The sequence below is a fragment of the Cupriavidus sp. 01L45 genome, assembly GCF_056399885.1.
Map to the genome: position 1 here is coordinate 1 of NZ_JBFTSG010000078.1, position 22,107 is coordinate 22,107.

At 64.1% G+C, this 22,107-nt stretch carries 23 protein-coding genes; 2 read left to right on the forward strand and 21 right to left on the reverse strand.

Annotation, left to right across the window (positions count from 1 at the left end; all coding sequences use genetic code 11):
* From AC1DT6_RS36410 to AC1DT6_RS36445, 8 genes are all read right to left on the reverse strand, one after another.
* A partial coding sequence (locus AC1DT6_RS36410) for an acyl-CoA dehydrogenase N-terminal domain-containing protein (protein ID WP_477103319.1) occupies nucleotides 1-185 on the reverse strand: 185 nt, incomplete at its 3' end.
* 106 nt (nucleotides 186-291) lie between these two features.
* On the reverse strand, nucleotides 292-1,227 hold the full coding sequence (locus tag AC1DT6_RS36415) for an electron transfer flavoprotein subunit alpha/FixB family protein (RefSeq protein ID WP_035858830.1): 936 nt from the start codon (nucleotides 1,225-1,227) through the stop codon (nucleotides 292-294).
* A gap of 19 nt (nucleotides 1,228-1,246) precedes the next feature.
* On the reverse strand, nucleotides 1,247-1,996 hold the full coding sequence (locus AC1DT6_RS36420) for an electron transfer flavoprotein subunit beta/FixA family protein (RefSeq protein WP_045238007.1): 750 nt from the start codon (nucleotides 1,994-1,996) through the stop codon (nucleotides 1,247-1,249).
* A gap of 203 nt (nucleotides 1,997-2,199) precedes the next feature.
* A complete protein-coding gene (locus AC1DT6_RS36425; RefSeq protein WP_441631127.1) occupies nucleotides 2,200-2,997 on the reverse strand; it encodes a MetQ/NlpA family ABC transporter substrate-binding protein in 798 nt (265 codons plus the stop codon).
* A 60-nt stretch (nucleotides 2,998-3,057) separates the two neighbouring features.
* Entirely contained in the window at nucleotides 3,058-3,711 is a 654-nt protein-coding gene (locus AC1DT6_RS36430) for a methionine ABC transporter permease (RefSeq protein WP_035858822.1), read from the reverse strand.
* Nucleotides 3,701-4,735, reverse strand: a complete 1,035-nt coding sequence (locus AC1DT6_RS36435; protein ID WP_045238004.1) for a methionine ABC transporter ATP-binding protein — start codon at nucleotides 4,733-4,735, stop codon at nucleotides 3,701-3,703. Before AC1DT6_RS36435 ends, AC1DT6_RS36430 begins: the two co-directional genes overlap by 11 nt.
* A gap of 161 nt (nucleotides 4,736-4,896) precedes the next feature.
* Nucleotides 4,897-5,700, reverse strand: coding sequence for an enoyl-CoA hydratase (locus AC1DT6_RS36440; protein WP_477115403.1), 804 nt, complete (start codon nucleotides 5,698-5,700; stop codon nucleotides 4,897-4,899).
* Nucleotides 5,701-5,711: 11 nt separating this feature from the next.
* Nucleotides 5,712-6,635, reverse strand: a complete 924-nt coding sequence (locus tag AC1DT6_RS36445) for a histone deacetylase family protein (RefSeq protein ID WP_441631132.1) — start codon at nucleotides 6,633-6,635, stop codon at nucleotides 5,712-5,714.
* Between the two features lie 118 nt (nucleotides 6,636-6,753).
* On the opposite strand from AC1DT6_RS36445, the gene mltB reads away from it, so the two are divergent.
* Nucleotides 6,754-7,860, forward strand: coding sequence for a lytic murein transglycosylase B (mltB, locus tag AC1DT6_RS36450; protein ID WP_477115404.1), 1,107 nt, complete (start codon nucleotides 6,754-6,756; stop codon nucleotides 7,858-7,860).
* Between the two features lie 95 nt (nucleotides 7,861-7,955).
* Here mltB and cysM read toward each other — a convergent pair whose 3' ends face one another.
* The 11 genes from cysM to cmk all read right to left on the reverse strand — a co-directional run bounded on the left by cysM (nucleotide 7,956) and on the right by cmk (nucleotide 19,360).
* Nucleotides 7,956-8,858 (reverse strand): cysteine synthase CysM, encoded by a 903-nt coding sequence (gene cysM / locus AC1DT6_RS36455; protein WP_035858835.1) that lies wholly within the window; start codon nucleotides 8,856-8,858, stop codon nucleotides 7,956-7,958.
* Nucleotides 8,859-8,956: 98 nt separating this feature from the next.
* A complete protein-coding gene (locus tag AC1DT6_RS36460; protein ID WP_477104651.1) occupies nucleotides 8,957-10,267 on the reverse strand; it encodes a solute carrier family 23 protein in 1,311 nt (436 codons plus the stop codon).
* Nucleotides 10,268-10,543: 276 nt separating this feature from the next.
* The gene (locus tag AC1DT6_RS36465; protein WP_441631138.1) at nucleotides 10,544-10,912 is read right to left on the reverse strand and encodes a ComEA family DNA-binding protein; all 369 of its coding nucleotides are present in this window, start codon (nucleotides 10,910-10,912) and stop codon (nucleotides 10,544-10,546) included.
* A gap of 169 nt (nucleotides 10,913-11,081) precedes the next feature.
* Nucleotides 11,082-12,077 (reverse strand): ADP-glyceromanno-heptose 6-epimerase, encoded by a 996-nt coding sequence (gene rfaD / locus AC1DT6_RS36470; RefSeq protein WP_441631140.1) that lies wholly within the window; start codon nucleotides 12,075-12,077, stop codon nucleotides 11,082-11,084.
* 40 nt (nucleotides 12,078-12,117) lie between these two features.
* On the reverse strand, nucleotides 12,118-13,065 hold the full coding sequence (rfaE1, locus tag AC1DT6_RS36475) for a D-glycero-beta-D-manno-heptose-7-phosphate kinase (protein ID WP_051647932.1): 948 nt from the start codon (nucleotides 13,063-13,065) through the stop codon (nucleotides 12,118-12,120).
* 70 nt (nucleotides 13,066-13,135) lie between these two features.
* The gene (locus tag AC1DT6_RS36480) at nucleotides 13,136-14,509 is read right to left on the reverse strand and encodes a UDP-glucose dehydrogenase family protein (RefSeq protein ID WP_441631144.1); all 1,374 of its coding nucleotides are present in this window, start codon (nucleotides 14,507-14,509) and stop codon (nucleotides 13,136-13,138) included.
* 42 nt (nucleotides 14,510-14,551) lie between these two features.
* Nucleotides 14,552-15,793: a lipopolysaccharide assembly protein LapB gene (lapB, locus tag AC1DT6_RS36485; protein ID WP_441631146.1), complete on the reverse strand. Its 1,242-nt coding sequence runs from the start codon at nucleotides 15,791-15,793 to the stop codon at nucleotides 14,552-14,554.
* A gap of 3 nt (nucleotides 15,794-15,796) precedes the next feature.
* A complete protein-coding gene (locus AC1DT6_RS36490; protein ID WP_035858787.1) occupies nucleotides 15,797-16,120 on the reverse strand; it encodes a lipopolysaccharide assembly protein LapA domain-containing protein in 324 nt (107 codons plus the stop codon).
* A 214-nt stretch (nucleotides 16,121-16,334) separates the two neighbouring features.
* Nucleotides 16,335-16,823 (reverse strand): integration host factor subunit beta, encoded by a 489-nt coding sequence (locus AC1DT6_RS36495; RefSeq protein WP_441631149.1) that lies wholly within the window; start codon nucleotides 16,821-16,823, stop codon nucleotides 16,335-16,337.
* A gap of 32 nt (nucleotides 16,824-16,855) precedes the next feature.
* Complete coding sequence (gene rpsA / locus AC1DT6_RS36500; RefSeq protein WP_035860300.1) at nucleotides 16,856-18,550, reverse strand: 30S ribosomal protein S1; 1,695 nt, start codon at nucleotides 18,548-18,550, stop codon at nucleotides 16,856-16,858.
* Between the two features lie 147 nt (nucleotides 18,551-18,697).
* A complete protein-coding gene (gene cmk, locus AC1DT6_RS36505) occupies nucleotides 18,698-19,360 on the reverse strand; it encodes a (d)CMP kinase (protein WP_441631151.1) in 663 nt (220 codons plus the stop codon).
* 132 nt (nucleotides 19,361-19,492) lie between these two features.
* Here cmk and AC1DT6_RS36510 point away from each other — a divergent pair, with 132 nt between their 5' ends.
* Nucleotides 19,493-19,720 (forward strand): DUF2061 domain-containing protein, encoded by a 228-nt coding sequence (locus AC1DT6_RS36510; protein WP_477104639.1) that lies wholly within the window; start codon nucleotides 19,493-19,495, stop codon nucleotides 19,718-19,720.
* Here the strand turns inward: AC1DT6_RS36510 and aroA are convergent, their stop codons facing one another.
* Both aroA and AC1DT6_RS36520 read right to left on the reverse strand, forming a co-directional pair.
* A complete protein-coding gene (gene aroA / locus AC1DT6_RS36515) occupies nucleotides 19,721-21,031 on the reverse strand; it encodes a 3-phosphoshikimate 1-carboxyvinyltransferase (protein WP_441631200.1) in 1,311 nt (436 codons plus the stop codon).
* A gap of 83 nt (nucleotides 21,032-21,114) precedes the next feature.
* Nucleotides 21,115-22,023 (reverse strand): prephenate dehydrogenase, encoded by a 909-nt coding sequence (locus AC1DT6_RS36520; RefSeq protein ID WP_477104638.1) that lies wholly within the window; start codon nucleotides 22,021-22,023, stop codon nucleotides 21,115-21,117.
* Between the last annotated feature and the right edge of the window lie 84 nt (nucleotides 22,024-22,107).

Below are 22,107 nucleotides of genomic sequence, written 5' to 3' on the forward strand. Positions count from 1 at the left end.
TCGGTGTCGCCGATGCGGTTGAGCGGCGCCAGCACCTGTTCGTTGAACTTGGCGGCCTCATCGAGCACCGCCTGCGCCGTCTCGGGCGTGGCGTCCTCGAAGCCGGGCAGCTGGCTGACAGCGTCAAGGCCGGCCAGTTCGTTCATCACGAACAGCATGTCCTTGAGCGGGGCACGGTAGGTCATCGATGTCTCCGGATATGTATAAAAAAGCCGTTCTCGGGCAGGCCCGGAACGGCTAGTACTTCCTGATCGAACCCGGCGTGTCGAACGCCGCGCCGGGCTGCGGGGATCAGCCCAGCGCTGCCACCAGTTCGGGCACCACGGTGTTCAGATCGCCCACCAGGCCGTAGTCGGCCACCGAGAAGATCGGTGCTTCGGCGTCCTTGTTGATCGCCACGATCACCTTGGAGTCCTTCATGCCGGCCAGATGCTGGATCGCGCCGGAGATACCGATGGCGATATACAACTGCGGCGCGACGATCTTGCCGGTCTGGCCGACCTGATAATCGTTGGGCACGAAGCCGGCGTCCACGGCAGCGCGGGAAGCGCCCATCGCGGCGTTCAGCTTGTCGGCCAGCGGCGTCAGCACCTTGGTGTAATTCTCGCCGGAACCCACGCCACGGCCACCGGACACGATGATCTTGGCGGCGGTCAGTTCGGGGCGGTCGCTCTTGGTGACTTCGCGCGAAACGAATTGCGAGATGCCAACATCGGCCACAGCCGGCAGGTTCTCCACGGCGGCCGAACCACCTTCGGCGGCGGCGGCGTCAAAGCCGGTGCCGCGCACGGTGATGACCTTGACCTTGTCCGCCGATTGGACGGTCGAGATCGCGTTGCCGGCGTAGATCGGACGCTCGAAGGTATCCGGGCTGTCGACCTTGGTGATGTCCGACAGCTGGGCCACGTCCAGCCTTGCGGCCACGCGCGGCAGGATGTTCTTGCCGTACGGGGTGGCGGGCGCCAGGATGTGGCTGTAGTCGTTGGCGATGGCCAGCGCTTGCTCGGCCACGTTTTCGGCCAGGCCGTCACCGAAATACGGGGCGTCGGCCAGCAGCACCTTGGACACGCCGGCGATCTTCGCAGCGGCGGCGGCGGCGGCAGCGGCGTTGGCGCCAGCCACCAGCACGTGGACGTCGCCGCCGCACTGGGCGGCTGCGGTCACGGTGTTCAGCGTGGCGGCCTTGATGGATTGGTTGTCGTGTTCAGCAATGACGAGTGCAGTCATGTTTTATCTCCTGGCGCGCTCAGATGACCTTGGCTTCGTTCTTCAGCTTTTGCACCAGCGTCGCAACGTCCGGCACCATCACACCCGCGCTGCGCTTGGGCGGCTCGACGACCTTGAGGGTCTTCAGACGCGGCGCCACGTCCACGCCGAGATCTTCCGGCTTGACGATGTCGAGCTGTTTCTTCTTCGCCTTCATGATGTTGGGCAGCGTCACGTAGCGTGGCTCGTTCAGGCGCAGGTCGGTGGTCACCACCGCCGGCAGCTTGATCGACAGGGTCTCCAGACCGCCGTCCACTTCACGCGTCACCGACGCCTTGCCATCAGCCACCACCACCTTCGAGGCGAAGGTAGCTTGCGGCAGGCCTGCCAGCGCAGCCAGCATCTGGCCGGTCTGGTTGGAGTCGTCGTCGATGGCCTGCTTGCCCAGGATCACCAGTTGCGGCTGCTCCTTGTCTACCAGGGCCTTGAGCAGCTTGGCCACGGCCAGCGGCTGCAGGTCTTCGTTCGAYTCSACCAGGATGCCGCGGTCGGCGCCGATGGCCATCGCGGTACGCAGGGTTTCCTGGCACTGGGCCACGCCGCAGGACACGGCGATCACCTCGGTGACCACCCCGGCTTCCCGCAGACGCACCGCTTCTTCCACGGCGATTTCGTCAAACGGGTTCATGCTCATCTTGACGTTGGCCAGATCCACGCCCGTACCGTCCGACTTCACCCGGACCTTGACGTTGTAATCCACCACGCGCTTGACTGCGACGAGTACTTTCATGCGCTCACTCCACTGATAGTCGATAGTCAGAAATTTGGTTCGCTCGCCATTATAACCACCGGCTGGGTGGCACTCTTGTTTTTCGAACGGTCGTACTATTTTATCGGTAAAGAATTGCCGGGCATAGCCCGGCAATGTGAAAACTTGCCCGCATTGTGCCGCAGGATGCCCTGCGTTACACGATTTTCGAGGCTTTTTTCAACTTACCACGCGGTAATCACCGAATCCTTGAAGGTGCTATGGACGTACTGCTTGATCTCCGGCGAGTGGTAGGCCTTGACCAGCTTGGCCACCCAGGGCTTGTTCCTGTCGGCTTCGCGGATGGCGATCAGGTTGGCATAGGGGCCCTTGGGGCCTTCCATGGCAATGGCATCCTTGGTGGGCGACAGGCCGGCCGACTCGGCGTAATTGCCGTTGATGGCGGCGGCGTCGAGGTCATCCAGCGAGCGCGGCAGCTGGGCGGCATCCAGCTCGACGATCTTGATCTTCTTCGGGTTGGCGACGATGTCCAGCGGCGTGGCCTTCAGGCCGGCATCGGCGCGCAGCTTGATCAGACCCTTGCTTTGCAGCAGCAGCAGGCCGCGGCCACCATTGGTGGGATCGTTCGGTACGCCCACGCGCGCGCCTTCCTTGATCTGGTCGAGTGACTTGATCTTCTTGGAGTACACGCCCATCGGGAAAGTCACGGTGAAGGCGATGTGGGTGAACTTGTAGCCACGGTCCTTGATCTGCGCTTCCAGGTAAGGCAGGTGCTGGTAGCTGTTGGCATCCAGGTCGCCCGAAGCCAGCGCCGCATTGGGCTGGATGTAGTCACTGAACTCCACCACCTGGATATTCAGGCCGTCCTTGGCCGCGACCTTCTTCACCTGCTCCATGATCTGGGCGTGCGGGCCGCCGGTGACGCCGATCTTGATCGGCTTTTCCTGCGCCACGGCGCCAGTGGCCAGGCTGGCGCCCAGGGCGGCGCCGACAATCCATTGCAGCAAGTTACGACGTTGCATGTTGACTTCCTTTTTCTCGATTTCTCTAAGTCTTGGTATGTAGCCGGGTGGAACGCCGGATTACTTGTGGCTGATGCGGCGCACCAGCCAGTCGCCGAAGCTTTGCACCGCTTGCACGAAAACAATCAGGATCACCACCACCGCCACCATCACCTCGGTGATGTAGCGCTGGTAGCCGTAGCGGATGCCGAGGTCGCCCAGGCCCCCGCCGCCGATGGCCCCGGCCATGGCCGAATAGCCCACCAGGCTGACGAAGGTGATCGTCAGGCCAGCCACGATGCCGGGCATGGCTTCGGGCAGCAGCACCTTCATCACGATCTGGCCGGTGGTCGCGCCCATCGACTGGGCGGCCTCGACCAGGCCCTTGTCCACCTCGCGCAGCGCGCTTTCCACCAGGCGCGCGATAAACGGTATCGCGGCGATCGTCAGCGGCACCACGGCCGCAGTGGTGCCGATCGACGAACCGACGATGAAGCGCGTGAACGGGATCACCACCACCAGCAGGATGATGAAGGGAATCGAACGCACGGCATTGACCACCACGCCGATGGTGCGGTTGAACAGCGGATGCGACAACACGCCGCCGCGGTTGGTCAGGTGCAGCAGCACGCCCAGCGGCACGCCGAACAACGCGCCGACCACGCCCGAGATCGCCACCATCAGCAACGTCTCGTTGAAGGAGGTCAGGAACAGGTCAAACATTTCAGACCACATGCTCGAACTCCTCCACCACTACGCCTTCCTGTTGCAGGTATTCCATCGCCGCCTTCACATCGGCCAGCTCGCCGGTGGCCATGATGGCCAGCGAACCGAAGGCCTGGCCCTGGATCTCGTCGATATGCCCGTGCAGGATATTGAAGTCCAGCCCGTAGCGGCGGATCGCCTGGGCCAGCACTGGCTGGTCCACGCCTTCGCCCGTGAACGCCAGGCGGTAGACGTGGTCGCGCCCGTTGCCGAGCCGGCTTTCCACGCGCTTGAGCACGCTGGGCGGCAATTCCTGAGCGATCACGTCGCCGATCATGGCGCGCGTGACCTCATGTTGCGGACGCAGGAACACGTCGATCACGCGGCCGGTTTCCACCACCTCCCCGGCCTCGAGCACGGCCACGCGGTCGCAGACCTGTTTGATCACTTCCATCTGGTGCGTGATCATGACAATGGTCAGGCCGAGCTCGCGATTGATCTGCTTGAGCAGCTCCAGAATGGCGCGGGTGGTTTCCGGGTCGAGGGCGGAGGTGGCCTCGTCCGACAGCAGCACCTTGGGCTTGCTCGCCAGCGCGCGGGCAATCCCCACGCGCTGCTTCTGCCCACCGCTGATCTGGGCGGGGTAGCGGTCCTTGAGCGCCGTCAGGCCAACCAGTTCCAGCAGCGGCAGCACCGTGTCGGAGATCTCGCTCCGCGACTTGCCTGCCAGCTCCAGCGGCAGCGCCACGTTGTCAAAGACGGTACGCGACGACAGCAGGTTGAAATGCTGGAAGATCATGCCGATGTCGCGGCGCGCCTTGCGCAGCGCGCCGCTGTCGAGCGCGGTCAGCTCCTGTCCGGCCACGATCACGCGGCCGCCACTGGGGCGATTGAGCAGGTTGATGGCGCGCACCAGCGTGCTCTTGCCAGCGCCGCTACGACCGATGATGCCGAAGACCTCACCCGCCGCAATGGACAGGTTGACGTCCCGCAGCGCATGCACTTCCCCCGACCCTCCGGGAAAGCGTTGCGAAAGACCTTGCAGTTCGATCATGTGAAAAGAAAACGGCAACAGGCGAGAACGTCTCTCTAGCGCTGTTGCCGCATTTTATTTTTTGGGCGAAGCTCGCATTTTAAGCGATCCGCTTCATACCAGAAACGACTTTTTACCGATGTCTTTATATGCTCAAGGCATAAAGACCACAAAAAAGCCGTTTATACGCCACGCCAGGACGGCGGACGCTTGTCGATAAAGGCCTGGACGCCCTCCAGCGCCGCCGGATCCATCATGTTGCACGCCATGGTCTGCCCCGCCAGTTGGTAGGCCGCCTCGATTCCCATCTCCAGTTGGCGGTAGAACAAGCCCTTGCCGGCGGCCACCGCGGCGGCCGGCTTGGCGCAGATGCTGGCGGCCAGGCGGGCAACCTCGGCGTCGAGGGCGTCGGCGGGCACCACGCGGTTGACCAGCCCGCGGTCCCGGGCCTCCATGGCATCGATCATGTCTCCGGTCAGCAGCATCTCCATCGCATGCTTGCGCGACAGGTTGCGCGACAGGGCCACGCCCGGCGTCGCGCAGAACAAGCCGAGATTGACGCCGGACACCGCGAAGCGCGCGACATCGGCCGCCACCGCCAGATCACACATGGCCACCAACTGGCAGCCGGCAGCCGTGGCGATCCCCTGCACGCGCGCGATCACCGGCTGCGGCATCTTCTGCATCGCCATCATCATGCGGGTGCAGCGATCGAACAGGCGGCGATAGTAGTCGTGCGAAGGGGCAGCCCGCATCTCCCGCAGGTCGTGGCCGGCGCAAAATGCCCGGCCGGCGGCGGCCAGCACCACCACCCGGACCGAGGCGTCGGCGCCAGCGCGGGCAAATGCATCAAACAGCGCATCCAGCAGGTCTTCGGACAAGGCGTTGAACGCCTCGGGGCGGTTCATCGTCAGGCGCAGCACGCCCGGTGCGTCCAGGCTTTCGCTCACCAGCGGCGTTGCAGTGCGGTTGTCGGTTTCAGCCATCCAGGGGCCTCCTATCGTTCGAGCAGCACCTTGAGGTGCGCACACACGCTGCGGCTGAGCGCGCTCAGGTTATAGCCGCCCTCCAGGCAACTGACGATGCGGCCTTGCGCATGCGCGCGGGCGACATCGACCAGCTGGGTCGTGATCCAGGCGTAGTCCTGCTCGACCAGCCCCATCTGGCCCATGTCATCCTCGCGATGGGCGTCGAAGCCCGCCGAGATAAACAGCATCTGCGGCTTGAACTCGTTCAGGCGCGGCAGCCAGATCGTCTCCACCACCTCCCGCACTGCCATACCGCTGGTATAGGCCGGCAGCGGGATGTTGGACATATTGGTGGCAATGTGCTCGGTACCGCTATAGGGATAGAACGGATGCTGGAAGAAACTGCACATCAGCACCCGCTCCTCGCCGCGGAAGGCGGCCTCGGTGCCGTTGCCGTGGTGCACGTCGAAATCGACGATCGCCACGCGTTCGAGGCCATGCACGGCAAGCGCGTGGCGCGCCGCGATCGCCACGTTGTTGTAGAAGCAGAAACCCATGGCCCGGTCCGGCTCCGCATGGTGGCCAGGCGGGCGCACGCAGCAGAAAGCGCTCTCGAACTCGCCGGCCATCACCGCATCGGTGGCGGCCACCGCCGCGCCCGCCGCATGGGTGGCGGCAGCCATCGTATGCGAGTTCATCAGGGTATCGGGATCGATGGGGTGATAGCCGCTGGCGGGACTCGCGGCGGCCAGCGAGGCCATGTACTCCGGGCGATGCACACGCCCGATCTGCTCGGCGCTCGCGGCGGGCGCCTCGCGCCGGTCGAGCAGGCCGTCCATGCCATGCGAGATCAGATGGTCTTCGATGGCCTGCAGGCGTTCCGGGCATTCCGGATGGAATGGCCCCATCTCATGCAGCAGGAACTCGGGATGCGTGTAATAGCCTGTGGGCATGTCTTATTGCTTTATTCGTGGTCTCCATTCGTTACGTTAGCACATGCCGCGCCAGCCACCCAGCGGGGTGCCGCACAGACACCATCCGCTATACTCGTGGCCACTTGCAAAGGACACCATGAACGACACCCAGCGCTCCCTGCGCCGCCCGCTTTTGGGCGCCGCACTTTCCGCTGCCGCATTGAGCTTGTGCGGCGTCTCCCCCGCCCTGCTAGCCGCCGGCAAGCGCCGCGTGAGCATGCGCGAAGAAGAGATCGAGCCGGGTCGCTACCGTGACAACCCCAAGAGCCGCGCCTTTATCGACGAGATGGTGGCACGCCACGGCTTCGCACGCCCGGCCCTGGAAACCTGGTTCGGCCAAGCCGTGTATTCGTCCACGGTAGTGCGCCTGATCATGCCGCCCGCCACGCCGGGGCGCAAAAGCTGGCGCGCCTACCGTTCCCGTTTCATCGAGCCGATCCGCATCAACGCGGGTGTGCGCTTCTGGCAGCAGAACCGAGACACGCTGCGCCGCGCCGAGGCAGAGTTCGGCGTGCCGGCTTCGGTGATCGTCGGCATCATCGGCGTCGAGACCATCTATGGCCGCGACATGGGCACCTTCCGCGTGATCGATTCGCTCTCCACGCTGGCGTTCGACTATCCCGACGTACCTAACCGCGAAGCGCGCACGACGCTGTTCYGCAACCAGCTGGCCGATTACCTGCTGTGGTGCCGGGACACCAATACCGATGTGTTCTCGGTGTTGGGCTCCTTCGCCGGTGCCATTGGCATTCCGCAGTTCATGCCGACCAGCTTGCGCGAGTACGCCATCGACTACGACGGCAACGGCCATATCGACCTGCGCAACAGCGCCACCGACGCGATCGGCAGCGTTGCGCGCTTCCTGCAATTGCATGGCTGGGAACCGGGCCGCCCGGTGGTCTGGCGCATTGCCGCCGACGAGGGCAGCCGCGGCATCGCTGCCGCCGCTGCCGACGGCGAGCCGTGGCCCACCCGCACGCTCAATCAGTTGCTCAAGGCCGGCCTGCGCGTGGACGAGCCGATCAACCTGGCGCGCGAGGGCGAAACCGGCGTGCTGGTGGTTGACCTGCCCACACCGGGCGAAACCACTGACTATATGCTCGGCCTGCGCAATTTCTATGTGCTGACGCGCTATAACCGCAGCTTCTTCTACGCACTGGCGGTCTACCAGTTGGGCGAGGCCGTGAAAGCGGCGATGGGCTGACCTCGCCGCCCCACCCGCCAGAAGCAAACGCAAAAAAAGCAAAAAACCCCGCAACGATGTGCGGGGCTTTTTGTTGGTGCGCGAAACAACGTGCCTCAGGCCGGAAACACCCCGGTAGAAAGATAGCGGTCGCCGCGATCGCACACCACGAACACGATGGTCGCGTTTTCCACTTCCTCGGCGATGCGCACCGCCACGCACAACGCACCTGCAGCGGAAATCCCGCAAAAGATGCCTTCCTCGCGGGCCATGCGGCGGGCCATGTGCTCGGCATCGCCCTGACTCACCGCCTCAGTGCGGTCGATGTACTTCGAGTCGTAGATCTTCGGCATGTATGCCTCGGGCCACTTGCGAATGCCCGGGATGCGTGAGCCTTCGGCCGGCTGCGCGCCAACGATCTGCACTGCCGCGCTTTGCTCTTTCAGGTAGCGCGACACGCCGGTAATGGTGCCGGTGGTCCCCATGGCGGAAACAAAGTGAGTGATGCGTCCTTCGGTATCGCGCCAGATCTCCGGACCGGTGGTCTCATAGTGGGCCAGCGGATTGTCGGGGTTGGCGAACTGGTCGAGGATCACGCCGCGGCCATCACGCTCCATGGAATCGGCGAGGTCCCGCGCGTATTCCATGCCGCCCTTGACCGGGGTCAGGATAATCTCCGCGCCATAGGCTGCCATGCTCTGGCGCCGCTCCATGCTCAGGTCTTCCGGCATGATCAGCACCATCTTGTAGCCGCGAATGGCGGCCGCCATGGCCAGCGCAATGCCGGTATTGCCCGAGGTAGCTTCGATCAGCGTATCGCCCGGCTTGATGCGCCCGCGCGATTCGGCGCGGGCAATCATCGACACCGCCGGCCTGTCCTTGACCGAGCCCGCCGGGTTGTTGCCCTCGAGCTTGCCGAGGATCACGTTGCCGCGCGGAGCGCCGGCGGCACCGGGGATGCGCTGCAGTTGGACCAGCGGCGTATTGCCGATGGTGTCTTCAATCGTCTTGTAGGCCATGGTGAGCGGGATTCCAATGTCGGCGGACATTGTAATCCAGTCCCGAAACCCGCGTTGCCGGCGTGGACGGACATCGCAGCCCGCCACGCCGCGGCCAATCAGGCCTTCGCCTCGGCTTCGTTCTTGCTGTTGCCCAGCAGGTGGTAGAGCAGAATGGCTCCGAAAGTGGCGGTACCGATGCCGCCCAGCGTCATGCCACCCAGCTTCAGGGTCAGGTCGCCGGCCGCCACGGTCAGCGTGGCGCCGACCGTGATCAGGTTGCGCGAATTGGAGAAATCGACCTTGTTCTCAACCCAGATGCGCCCCGCGGTGGCGGCGATCAGGCCAAACACGACAATGGTCAGGCCACCGATCACCGGACCCGGGATGGTCAGGATCAGCGCACCGAACTTGGGCGAAAAGCCAAGCACCAGGGCCACCACAGCCGCCACCACGAAGATCAGCGTGGAGTAGATCTTGGTCACGGCCATCACGCCCATGTTCTCGGCATAGGTGGTCACGCCCGTGCCGCCCCCGCCCGCGGAAATGATGGTGGCAATGCCATCGCCGATAAAGGCGCGGCCRATGTACGGGTCGAGATTGCGGCCGGTCATCACGCTGATGGCCTTGATGTGCCCGAGGTTTTCCGCCACCAGCACGATGGCCACCGGTGCGATCAGCAGCATGGCGCTGGCCCGGAACACTGGCGACGTGAAGACCGGCAGGCCGAACCAGCTGGCCGCGGCCACGCCGGAGAAGTCGATGGCCTTGCCCATGCCCAGCCCGTTGGTGCAGATGTAGTACAGCACGTAGCCGAACAAGCCGCCCACGAGCACCGGCAGCCGGCGCAACATGCCCGGCGCATGCACCGCCACCGTGCCCACGGCCAGCACCGTGGCCAGCCCCACCCAGGTGTCAAGCGCGGCGCCGCTGACGGCCTTGACTGCCACCGGCGCAAGATTCAGGCCGATCGCCGCCACAATGGCACCCGTCACCACAGGCGGCATCAGCCGCTCGACCCAGCGATATCCGACCGCCTGCACCACCAGCCCGATCAGCAGGTAGAGCACGCCGGCGGCGATGATGCCGCCCAGCGCCACCGGGATATTGGGATTCGGTCCGCTGCCGGCATAGCCGGTCGCGGCGATCACCACGGCGATAAAGGCAAAGCTGGAACCCAGGTAGCTGGGCACCCTGCCGCGCACACACAGGAAGAAGATCAGCGTACCGATGCCCGAAAACAGGATGGCGATATTGGGATTGAAACCCATCAGGATCGGCGCGATCGCCGTCGAGCCGAACATCGCCACCACATGCTGGATCCCAGCCAGGAGCGTCTGGCCGGCAGGCAGACGCTCATCAGGCGCAATCACGCCGTGGGTCTTTAGCCGCCACTTGGGCAGGAATCCCGCGTCCTCGTTATTTCCCATTGTCCAGCTCCCGTTTTTTTGGCCTGGCCCCCGCATGCGTGAGCAGGTCCGGCTCGATTTGGATTATGTTGGCCGCGAAGCCGGCTCAGGCTGCCGCGGCGTCCGCATGATACCGCGCGACCGCAATCGTGCGAAGCCACGCGGAACTAGCACGAGCCATACCAGCGTCTGCCGTCCGCACCGGTGCGCGGGCGGCAAAAAGCCCCGGACCAGGCCGGGGCTTCGATGCGCAAATACGGACGATGCGGGCGTCGCGGCCGCGAGCCCGCCGGCGTCTTAGCGGGCGGCCTTGACCGGCGGTTTCTCCGCCTTGCCATCCTTCTGGGCCGCGGCCACCGCGGCCTTCGGCGCGGCGGCGCTGCCGGCGCCAATGGTCATGCCAGCCTCCTGCAAACGCACGACCGATTTCTGCCCGAGGCCCTTGACGCGATCCGCGAGATCCGCGGCATCCTTGAAGGGCCCGCCCCTGGTGCGCTCATTGATGATGGTGCTGGCCGTAGCCGGCCCGATGCCCTTGAGCGAAACCAGTGCGGCTTCATCGGCGGTGTTCACATCGACCGCCGCGAGCGCGGCGCCCGACAGCGAAAACCATACGGCAGCCGCCAGCAATACCTGTTTTGAAGCCGTCAGAGTTTGCTTGAACATGGGAGATTCTCCTATCCGTTTATGAAGGTTGCCTCGCCCGGTCCGGACGAGGCAACACGGAGGATAGGAGCGGCAGGCCGCCTTGGCGCGCCCTGCAACAAAAGTTCACCTCAACGCTACCGAGGTGTTTCCGTCAAGGGCGGCAAAGCGGACCGCGCACTTTGCGATCTCAGGCCTTGTTCTGAAGCAGCCAGCGGCAATAGCGCGACACGCCTTCTTCCACTGTGTAGAACGGCTCCTTGTACCCGGCGCCACGCAGGCGCGAGACATCGGATTGCGTGTAGCACTGATACTTGCCGCGCAACGCATCGGGGAACTTGATGTATTCCACCAGGCCCTCCTGCACCATCTCGTCGAGCGTCAGGTGGGGACGGCCATCGGCTTCGCGCAGCGTGTTGACCACGGTCGCGGCGATATCGTTGAAAGGTTGCGCACGCCCGGTGCCAAGATTGAAGATGCCCGACTTGTCCGGGTGATCCAGGAAGAACAGGTTGACCTTGACCACGTCCTCCACCGAGATGAAATCGCGGGTGTGGCCACCCGGTACGTAGCCGCCATACTCGCCGAACAGCTTCACGGTGCCATCGGCACGGAACTGGTTGAAATTGTGGAACGCCACCGACGCCATGCGCCCCTTGTGCGCTTCGCGCGGGCCATAGACGTTGAAGTAGCGAAAACCCACGATCTGCGACAGCGCGGTCGGCAACGTGCGGCGCACCACCTGGTCGAACAGGAACTTGGAGTAGCCGTAGACGTTCAGCGGCTTCTCATATTCGCGTTCTTCCTTGAACACCTGCGAGGCACCGTAGGTCGCGGCCGACGATGCGTAGAGGAATTGCGTGCCCTGCTCCAGGCAGGCATCCATCAGCCCCTTGGTGTAGCGGAAGTTGTTCTCCATCATGTAGCGGCCATCCGTCTCCATGGTGTCCGAGCAGGCACCCTCATGGAAGACCGCGCGCACCTTGCCGAACTCGCCGCATGTGAAGCGTTCGAGAAACTCGCCTTTGTCCAGGTAGTCACGGATCTCGCAGTCGACGAGATTGTGGAACTTGTCGGCACGCGTCAGATTGTCGACGGCGACGACGTTGTCTTCGCCGCGCTCGTTCAGGCCCTTGACGAGGTTGCTGCCGATAAAGCCGGCAGCGCCGGTAACGATGATGGTCATGGTCGTGTGGGCTCAATCGAGCCAGAAGACAGCGCGGACATTACGCCGGCGTGCCGAACAATTCAGGATAGGTGACAACCGCGGTGCCCAGCTTGCCCACCACGATGCTGCCGGCGCGATTGGCGTGCTGCACGGCTTCCTTGAGTGGCACGCCCGCCCCCAGCATGGTCGCCAGCGTGGCGATCACGGTATCGCCGGCACCGGACACGTCATAGACTTCGCGCGCCTGCGCCGAAACGTGCAATACCTCCGCTTCGGTATAGAGCGTCATGCCCTCTTCCGAACGGGTCAGCAGCAACGCCTCGAGATGCAACTCCCGCCGCAGGTTCTGGGCCCGGATAGTGAGATCGGACTCGGTTTTCCAGGCACCCACCACATGACGCATTTCGGCGCGGTTGGGGGTGATCAGCGTGGCGCCGCGATAGCGCGAATAGTCGTCGCCCTTGGGATCGACGAGCACCATGCAACCCGCTGCGCGGCCCGTCTCGACCATGCGGCCCACGTGGGCCAGTCCGCCCTTGCCGTAGTCGGAGAGCACCAGTACCTTGTACTCCTTGACCAAGGCCTGGAAGCTATCCAGTACGGAAGCCAGCACTTCGTGCGCCGGGACGTTCTCGAAATCGACCCGCAGCAACTGCTGCTGGTGCGCCATCACGCGCAGCTTGATGGTGGTGTTGACGCTGGCGTCGCGCAGCAGGTAGGGCTGCACGTGGCTGGCATTCAGGAGCGCCTCCAGGGTACGGCCGGGTTCGTCGTCGCCGACCACGCCCAGCATGCCGACCTGAGCGCCCAGCGCGGCGGCATTGCGCGCCACGTTGGCGGCGCCGCCAAGGCGCTCGTCGCTACGCTTTACCTGCACGACCGGCACCGGCGCCTCCGGCGAGATGCGCTCGACATCGCCGAACCAATAGCGGTCGAGCATCATGTCGCCCGCCACCAGGATGCGCGATTGATTGATCTGTTGCTGCGGAATATGGTTCTTGCTCATGGACATCCTTGGCAACACTGCCCGGTCCGTCACCCGGGGCGTTGGCTTGTCGTTCCCGTTGGGTTGCGGTTCAGCGCGTCGTGGTCGGCCGCCCGATCGCATGATATTCGATGCCCGATTCCTGCATGGCCTCGGGCTCGTACAGATTGCGTCCGTCGAAGATGACGGGTGCCTTCAGGCGGCGCTTGATCTGGTTGAAATCCGGGCTGCGGAACACCTTCCACTCGGTGACGATCACCAGCGCATCGGCGCCATCGAGCGTATCCATCTGCGCATCGCTGAAATGCACGCGCGCAAAGCCGCCTTCGATATCGGCGAGATCGATTTCCAGCGCGCGCCGGGCCTCGGCCATCGAAATGGGATCGTGCACGCGCAACGCGGCACCGCGCGAAATCAGCGCACGCGCCAGCACCCGCGACGGCGCTTCGCGCATATCGTCGGTATTGGGCTTGAAGGCCAGCCCCCAGATCGCAAAGGTGCGGCCTGCGAGATCCTCGCCGAAGCGCCGCACGACCTTGTCGGCCAGCACCTGCTTTTGCGCATCGTTGACCGCTTCCACCGCTTCGAGCACCCGCATGGGCTTGCCATGCGCGCTGGCGGTGCGCATCAGTGCCTGCACGTCCTTGGGAAAACAAGAGCCGCCGTAACCGGCGCCGGCGTACAGGAAACTATAGCCGATGCGCGGATCGGAACCGATGCCCATGCGAACCAGTTCGATGTCCGCACCGACCTCGTCCGCCAGGTTCGCCAGCTCGTTCATGAACGAGATCCGGGTGGCCAGCATCGAGTTGGCCGCGTACTTGGTGAACTCGGCCGAGCGCACATCCATATAGAAGGTGCGCTCGTGGTTGCGGTTAAACGGTGCGTACAACTGGCGCATGATCGCCTTGGCATGGCGGCCCGCCACGTCGGCATCGCAACCCAGCACGATGCGGTCGGGGCGCATGAAATCCTCCACCGCGGCGCCTTCCTTCAGGAACTCGGGATTCGACACCACCGAGAACTGCAGGTCCTCCAGGCCGCGCGCGCCCAGTTCGGCACGAATGGCTTCGGTGACACGGTCGCCGGTGCCGACCGGCACCGTCGATTTGTCCACCACCACCTTGAAGCCCGTCATATGCCGGCCGATATTGCGGGCAGCCGCCAGCACATATTGCAGATCGGCGGAGCCGTCCTCGTCGGGCGGCGTGCCGACCGCGATGAACTGCACGTCGGCATGCTCCACGCTGGCCGCCACATCGGTGGAGAACGTCAGCCGCCCGGCCTCGCGATTGCGTTGGATCAGTTCCTTGAGGCCCGGCTCGTAGATCGGTACGCCACCCGCATTGAGCAGCGCGATCTTGCGTTCATCGACGTCCAGGCAAAACACATCGTTGCCCAGTTCGGCCAGACAGGCCCCGGTCACTAGACCGACGTAGCCGCTGCCGATAATGGTGACTTTCATAGCTTGTACTCCAGATAGGGATTGGCGTGCGACGCAACAGCGTCAGCCGAGTGCCTCGCTACGGCGCGGCGCGTATGTTTCCCAGCGGTTGCAGCCGGGGCACTGCCAATAGAACAATCGCGCGCGGAAGCCGCATTCGCGGCAGGTATAGCGCGCCAGGTTACGCGTGCGATTCTGCAGCAGGTCGCGAATCGCCGACACCTCCTGCTCCTGTTCGATATCGTGGGCGGTCGCCTGAAGCGCCTGCGCCACGGCGGTGCCCGCTTCTGCCACGCCGTTGGCCTCGCCCACGGCGGCGACCTCGGCGGCCTGCGCCTCGAAATACTTGGTCAACGCTTGCAGCGACGGCTGCCGGCGCAGTTGCTCGCGCATCAAGACAGCCGCGGCATGCGCGCCATGCAGTTCGAGTTCGGCGCGATACGCAATATCCAGCAACTCGGCCGCCAGATTGGTCTTGAGCAAGCCGCGCAGCCATTCCATCGCCCGCCCGTTATCGCCGAGCTGGCGATAAGCCTTGACGACGCGGTCCGCCACCAGCGGCAGGTAGGCGGCATCCTGCCGCTCGATACCGAGCCAGTGGCCAAGCGCGCCCTGTGCGTCGCCTGCCGCCATGGCCACGTCGCCCAGCAGCATCGGCGCGCGCACATTGGCGGGATTTTCCTTGACTGCCTGCTCCAACCAGCCGATCGCGTCCTCGGACTGCTTGCGCTGCAGGGCATCCTGCGCCAGTTCGCAGCAGAATTGCGCGATCTGCAAACTGTAGTCCTTTTGCTCCAGCGGCTGAAGTTCGCGTGCCGCCTCGATGGCCTTCTTCCACTCCTTCTCGACTTCGTAGAGTTCGAGCAGCACATGCTTGGCCGGCGCCGCATAGGGGCCCGACATCAGCCGCCGCAGCGATTCCTCGGCACGGTCAAGCAGGCCGGCGCGCAGGAAGTCCTGGCCCAGCTCAAAGAGTGCGTGCTCGCGCTCGGCGTCGGGGAGATCCTCGCGGCTGGCGAGGTTCTGGTGCACGCGAATGGCGCGTTCGGTTTCGCCGCGCCGGCGGAACAGTGCGCCGAGCGCGAAGTGCAGTTCGGTGGTCTCGGGGTCCAGCCGCGCCACCTCGATAAACGCGTCGATGGCTTGATCGGGCTGCTCATTGAGCAGGAAGTTCAGGCCCTTGAAATAGGAGCGCGGCAGCGCGCCCTGTTCGCTCATGAGCTGCCGCGCATCAAAGCGCGCAGCCATCCAGCCGAGGCCGAAAATGAGCGGCAGCGCGAGCAGCCACCAGGTTTCAAAAATCATTGGTCAAACTTTCGGGCCAACTACGTTGTAAGGGATGCCGGAGCCCGCCTGTGGTTCGCGGGCACCTTCCGCGGCCTGGCTGCGCGCCTCGCCGAGCGCGCGCCGCAGCCGGTTCGCTTCCATGCGCTGGCGCATCAGCGCGGGCGCTACCGCCGCCAGCGCAGCGACAATACCCAGCCCGAAAGCGGCCAGCAGGATCAGGATCAGCGGCGCTCGCCAGACGGCATCGAAGAAGAGTTGCAGGGAAGCATCGGCGGTATTGCGCAGCGCCAGCACGAACAGCAGCGCGAACAGGACGATACGGATGATCCAGGCGACAAGTTTCATGCGGGCTTCATGCGGAAGATGGGATGGTTCGGACTCCGGTGATGCGAACGCCGGCGGGCGACGCCCCTCGGTGGATTCCCGGCATTGTAGCGGAATCGCCTCGTACTAACGGTAACGGCTTGTATGCCGCAAGCATGCTGCAATAATGAAAAAGCGCCCCGAACAGGGGCGCTTTTTCGACTATCCAGTCACATCACGAGTCAAACACAGCGATTCAGGAACGGGCCAGTTTCAGCCCGCCATCGTCATGCAAGGCGCTACCGGCAACAACGGCCGGCTTCGCCTGGGCAGGCGCGCTCGGATGAGACGCGCCAGCCGCGGCACCATGGCCATTGCCGTTGGCACCGCCACTGCCATTGCCACCGTGACTGCCGATGGTGCTGGCCCCCGTACCGCCGCCGCCAACGGCCTGCGGCAGCGCCGGGCTGCGATCAACTCGTTCACGCAACTCCTTGCCCGCCTTGAAGTGCGGCACCCGTTTCTCGGGCACCAGCACTCTTTCGCCAGACTTGGGATTGCGCCCTACGCGCGGCGGACGCCGGTTCAGGCCAAAACTGCCGAATCCACGAATCTCGATGCGGTGGCCATCGGCCAGCGCTTCGGACATCGCATCGAGGATCGTCTTCACCGAGATGTCCGCATCCCGCAGCAGCAACTGCGGGAACCGGGCAGCCAGTTTTTCGACAAGCTCGGACTTGGTCATGGGCATCCGCTAGCAGGCGTAAGAACCGATGCTTACTGGTTGTCCTGGCCGAGCTTGGCCTTCAGCAGCGCGCCCAGGTTGGTCGTGCCAGCCGTGCCGGTGTCAGCGGCGAACTTTTGCATCGCTTCTTGCTGCTCGACGTTGTCCTTGGCCTTGATCGACAGGTTGATGTTGCGCGACTTGCGGTCCACATTCACCACCAGGGCGGTGATCTGCTCGCCTTCCTTCAGCACGTTGCGGGCATCTTCCACGCGGTCAGCCGAGATTTCGGATGCACGCAGGTAGCCTTCGACGTCGTCAGCCAGTTGCACAACGGCACCCTTGGCATCAACCGACTTGATCGTGCCATTGACCAGGGAACCCTTGTCGTTGGCCGAGATGAAGTTGTTGAACGGATCGCCCGACAGCTGCTTGATACCCAGCGAGATGCGTTCCTTGTCGACGTCGATGCCCAGAACCACGGCTTCCACTTCGTCGCCCTTCTTGTACTTGCGCACGGCTTCTTCGCCGGTTTCTTGCCAGGACAGGTCGGACAGGTGCACCAGGCCGTCGATGCCACCGGGCAGGCCGATGAACACGCCGAAGTCGGTGATCGACTTGATCTGGCCGCCCAGCTTGTCGCCCTTCTTGTGGTTACGGCTGAAATCGTCCCACGGATTGGCCTTGCATTGCTTCATGCCCAGGCTGATACGACGCTTGTCTTCGTCGATATCCAGAACCATGACTTCGACTTCGTCGCCCAGCTGGACAACCTTCGACGGAGCCACGTTCTTGTTGGTCCAGTCCATTTCGGAAACGTGGACCAGGCCTTCGATGCCGGCTTCGATTTCAACGAATGCGCCGTAATCGGTCAGGTTGGTCACCTTGCCGAACAGGCGGGTGCTTTGCGGGTAACGACGCGAGATGCCGACCCACGGATCTTCGCCCAGTTGCTTCACGCCCAGCGAGACGCGGTTCTTCTCTTGGTCGAACTTGAGGATCTTGGCGGTGATTTCCTGGCCAACCGACAGCACTTCGCTCGGGTGACGCACACGACGCCATGCCAGGTCGGTGATGTGCAGCAGGCCATCGATGCCACCCAGGTCCACGAATGCGCCGTAGTCCGTGATGTTCTTGACGATACCGTTGACGATGGCGCCTTCCTTCAGGGTTTCCATCAGCTTCTGGCGCTCTTCGCCCAGGGTCGCTTCCACAACGGCGCGGCGCGACAGCACCACGTTGTTGCGCTTGCGGTCCAGCTTGATGACCTTGAATTCCAGGGTCTTGCCTTCGTACGGCGTGGTGTCCTTGATCGGACGCACGTCGACCAGCGAGCCCGGCAGGAACGCGCGGATGCCGTTGACCATGACGGTCAGGCCGCCCTTGACCTTGCCCGTGACCGTGCCCGAGATGATTTCGCCGTCTTCCAGCGCCTTCTCGAGGTTCAGCCACGATGCCAGGCGCTTGGCCTTGTCGCGGGACAGGATGGTGTCGCCATAGCCGTTCTCGAGCGCGTCGATGGCCACGGAGACGTAGTCGCCGGCCTGCACTTCGAGTTCGCCCTGGTCGTTCAGGAACTCCTCCACCGGCACAAAGGCTTCCGATTTGAGGCCGGCGTTGACGACCACGAAATTGTGGTCGATGCGCACGACTTCAGCGGAAATCACTTCGCCAGCCTTCATATTGGAGCGGGCGACGGATTCCTCGAACAGTGCGGCAAAGGATTCGTTAGTTTGCAGGTCGGACATAAACTTGAGTATCAATCCGCAGTACTCGGGCCGGCGCGAGGATCGCGCTCAGTCTGCACCGGGCAGCGGGGTCAGGTTGAACAACACCGGCAGGTCTGCGCATGCAGGCACTACCGGCACTTCGGTGCGGCGGGCACGATGCGCGGGTCAGGAACCCGGCGCGGCGTACCACTGCAGCACCTGCGCCACCGCCTGATCCACCGTCATGTCGGAGGTATCGAGCAAGTGCGCATCCTGTGCGGGACGCAGCGGCGCGGCCGTGCGGGTACGATCCCGCTGGTCGCGCGACTCAAGGTCTCGCAAAAGGTCTTCGATATTAGCAGAAATTCCCTTATCAATCAATTGTTTATAGCGCCTGCGAGCGCGCGCTTCGACACTTGCGGTCAGGAATACCTTCAGGCGGGCATCGGGGAAAATCACCGTGCCCATGTCGCGGCCGTCGGCAACCAGGCCCGGCAGCTTGCGAAAACCGCGCTGCAGCGCCGTCAGGGCGTCGCGAACCGACTGGTGGACGGCAATGGCCGACGCCCGGTTGCCGGTGGCTTCCGCGCGGATGGCCAGGCTGACCTCTTCGCCGCTCAGCCAGACCCGATCGGGGCCGAACTTGACATCAAGGCGGCCTGCCAGCTTTGCAAGCCCCTCCACATCCTGTGCGTCAATGCCCACACGCTCGCTGGCAAGCGCGACCAGGCGGTACAGCGCACCGCTATCCAGCAGATGGAAGCTGAGTGCGTCCGCCACCTTGTGCGCTACGGTGCCCTTACCGGAGGCAGTGGGCCCGTCGATTGTGATGACGTCGACGATAGTCATTATTTATTGAAACAGAAAAGAATATTGATTTCTTAAATCAATTGAGAATCATTACCATGCAATCCATGGCGGGCGGCCCTGCAAATGGCAGGCGCTCCGGGCAGTCAAGACAACTCCGCGAGGCAATCTACCATGGCTAAGACCCTGTCGTTCGGCATCATGCACGTTGGTATTGCCTTTGGCGTCACTTACGCGCTGACCGGCAACCTGGCCGTCAGCGGCGCCGTGACCTTCATCGAACCGGCAGTCAATACTGTGGCGCATTACTTCTTCGACCGCTACTGGGACAGGCGCGAACGCCGCGACGAAGGCGTGCCCACCATTCCCCGCGAGGAGTCCCGCCCGATGCTGGCAGTGTGATCAGCGCACCACCGCCGCAAACGCGTCGAAGTAGTCCGGGAACGTCTTGGCCACGCAGCCAGGATCGTTGATGCGCACCGGCAACGGGCCGAAGGCAGCCAGCGAAAAGCACATGGCCATGCGGTGATCGTCATAGGTGTCGATGCCAGCGGCCGGCGTCTTCCACGCGGTTTGGGCCGGTGGCGTCACCTTCAGGTAATCCGCCCCCTCCTCCACCTCGACACCTAACTTGCGCAATTCCTTGGCCATGGCGCTGATGCGGTCGGTTTCCTTGACCCGCCAGCTCGCGATATTGGTAAGCGTGGTCGTGCCCTCGGCAAACAACGCCGCTACCGCCAGCGTCATGGCAGCGTCCGGGATATGGTTGCAATCCAACTCGATGCCGTGCAGGCGGCCATCGTCGCGCTCGGTACCGCGGACCTCGATCCAGTTGGCGCCCGCCATCACGTTGGCGCCCATGCGGTTGAGCGCCTCGGCAAACTTGACGTCGCCCTGGATGCTCGACATGCCCACGCCCTCCACCCGCAACGGACCGCCGCCAATAGCGCCGGCTGCCAGGAAGTAGGATGCCGAGGAGGCATCGCCTTCCACGAAGATCTCACCGGGCGAACGGTAGGCCGAACGCGCCGGCAGGATGAAACGCGACCAGCCTTCGCGCCTGACTTCGATGCCGAAGCGCGCCAGCAGGTTCAGCGTGATCTCCACGTAGGGCTTGGAGATCAACTCCCCGACGACCTCGATCTCGATGGTGTCGCCCGGCGCATCGGCCAGCGGCAGGGTCATCAGCAGCGCCGTCAGAAACTGGCTGGAAACGTCGCCGCGCACGCGGATCGGTGCATCGATGCGGATCTGCGCGGGCGATATCTGCAGGGGCGGATAACCCTCGGTACCAAGGTAGTCGACGTGAGCGCCAATCTGCCGCAGGCCATCGACAAGATCGCCGATCGGGCGCTCATGCATACGGGGCACGCCCGACAGCTTGTAGCTCCCACCCTGCAGCGCCAGTGCCGCGGTCAGCGGGCGAATGGCGGTGCCCGCATTGCCCATGAATAGTTCGGCCGCCTTGTTCGGGAAGTTGCCGCCCACGCCGCGCACCACGCAAGCGCCATCCTCCTGGCGCCACGCCACACCCAGCGTACGCAGCGCCTGCAACATCACACGCGTATCATCGGAGTCGAGCAAATCGCAGACGCGGGTCTCGCCGTCCGCGAGCGCCGCCAGTAGCAGCACACGGTTGGAGATGCTCTTGGAGCCCGGCAGGCGAACAGTGCCCGAGGCGCGAGTGAAAGGACCAAGCGTGAGATGTTCCATGATTTGCATGCTAGTTGGCCGGCCGCTCTTTATGAAGGGCGGGCCGCACCGTTGGTGACCTGATGACTTCGCGACGCGAGCGTTCAGGGCTCGACGTTGACAGCGGGTGCACGCTGCGCGCCCCATTGCTGGCGCGCCTGGCTGGCGCGCTGGAAGATGCGCTCCAGCCCCTCGCCGTTGCTGTTTTCTATCAGCGTCTTCAAATGCGCCAGCATCGCCTGGTAAGTGGTCAGCTCGCTCAGCATCGCCTCCCGGTTGCCAACGCAGATATCACGCCACATCTCCGGCGAGGACGCCGCGATACGGGTGAAATCGCGAAAGCCGCCGCCGGCGAAGTCGAGCTTCAGCGCCGCGTCCTCGGCATTGGCCACCTGGGCCACCAGCGCGTAGGACAGCAGGTGTGGCAGGTGGCTGACCGCGGCAAACACGGCATCGTGCTGCACGGCGGACATCACAAAGCAATCGGCACCGGCGGTCTCCCACATGGCGCGCACGGCAGCCACGTCGATGCGGACGTTTTCCTGCAGCGGGCACAATACGACCTTCTTGCCGGCATAGAGATCGGCCAGCGCGGCTTCCACGCCGTTCAGCTCGCGGCCCGCGATGGGATGGGCGGGCACGAACTGCGCCGCCTTGTCGCCCAGCGCGGTCTTGGCCGCAATGATGACGTCGGACTTGGTGCTGCCGGCGTCGGTGACGATGGTGGCCGGCTCGAGATGCGGCTCAAGTGCATGGAGCAGCGCAAAGGTCTGCGCCACCGGAGCGCAGAGCACGATGACGTTGGCGCCCTTGGCAGCCTCCTCCAGCGTCGCGGCTTCGTCGATCACGCCGAGCTTGAGGGCGCGCTCCAGCGAGGCCTGCGAGCGGCCTACGCCGACCACCGTGCCGACCGCCCCCGCACGCTTGAGCGCGAGCGCCAGCGAGCCGCCGATCAGGCCGACCCCGACTATAACGACACGGGAAAAATAAGGAGCGGACGCAGGAACGGTCACGGGGATACGCTGCCAGGCAAGGAAGTTCGGGAATCCGGCATTGTATCTCGTCTACGCCGGCCGACGGCGCCGCCAGTTGCGGCG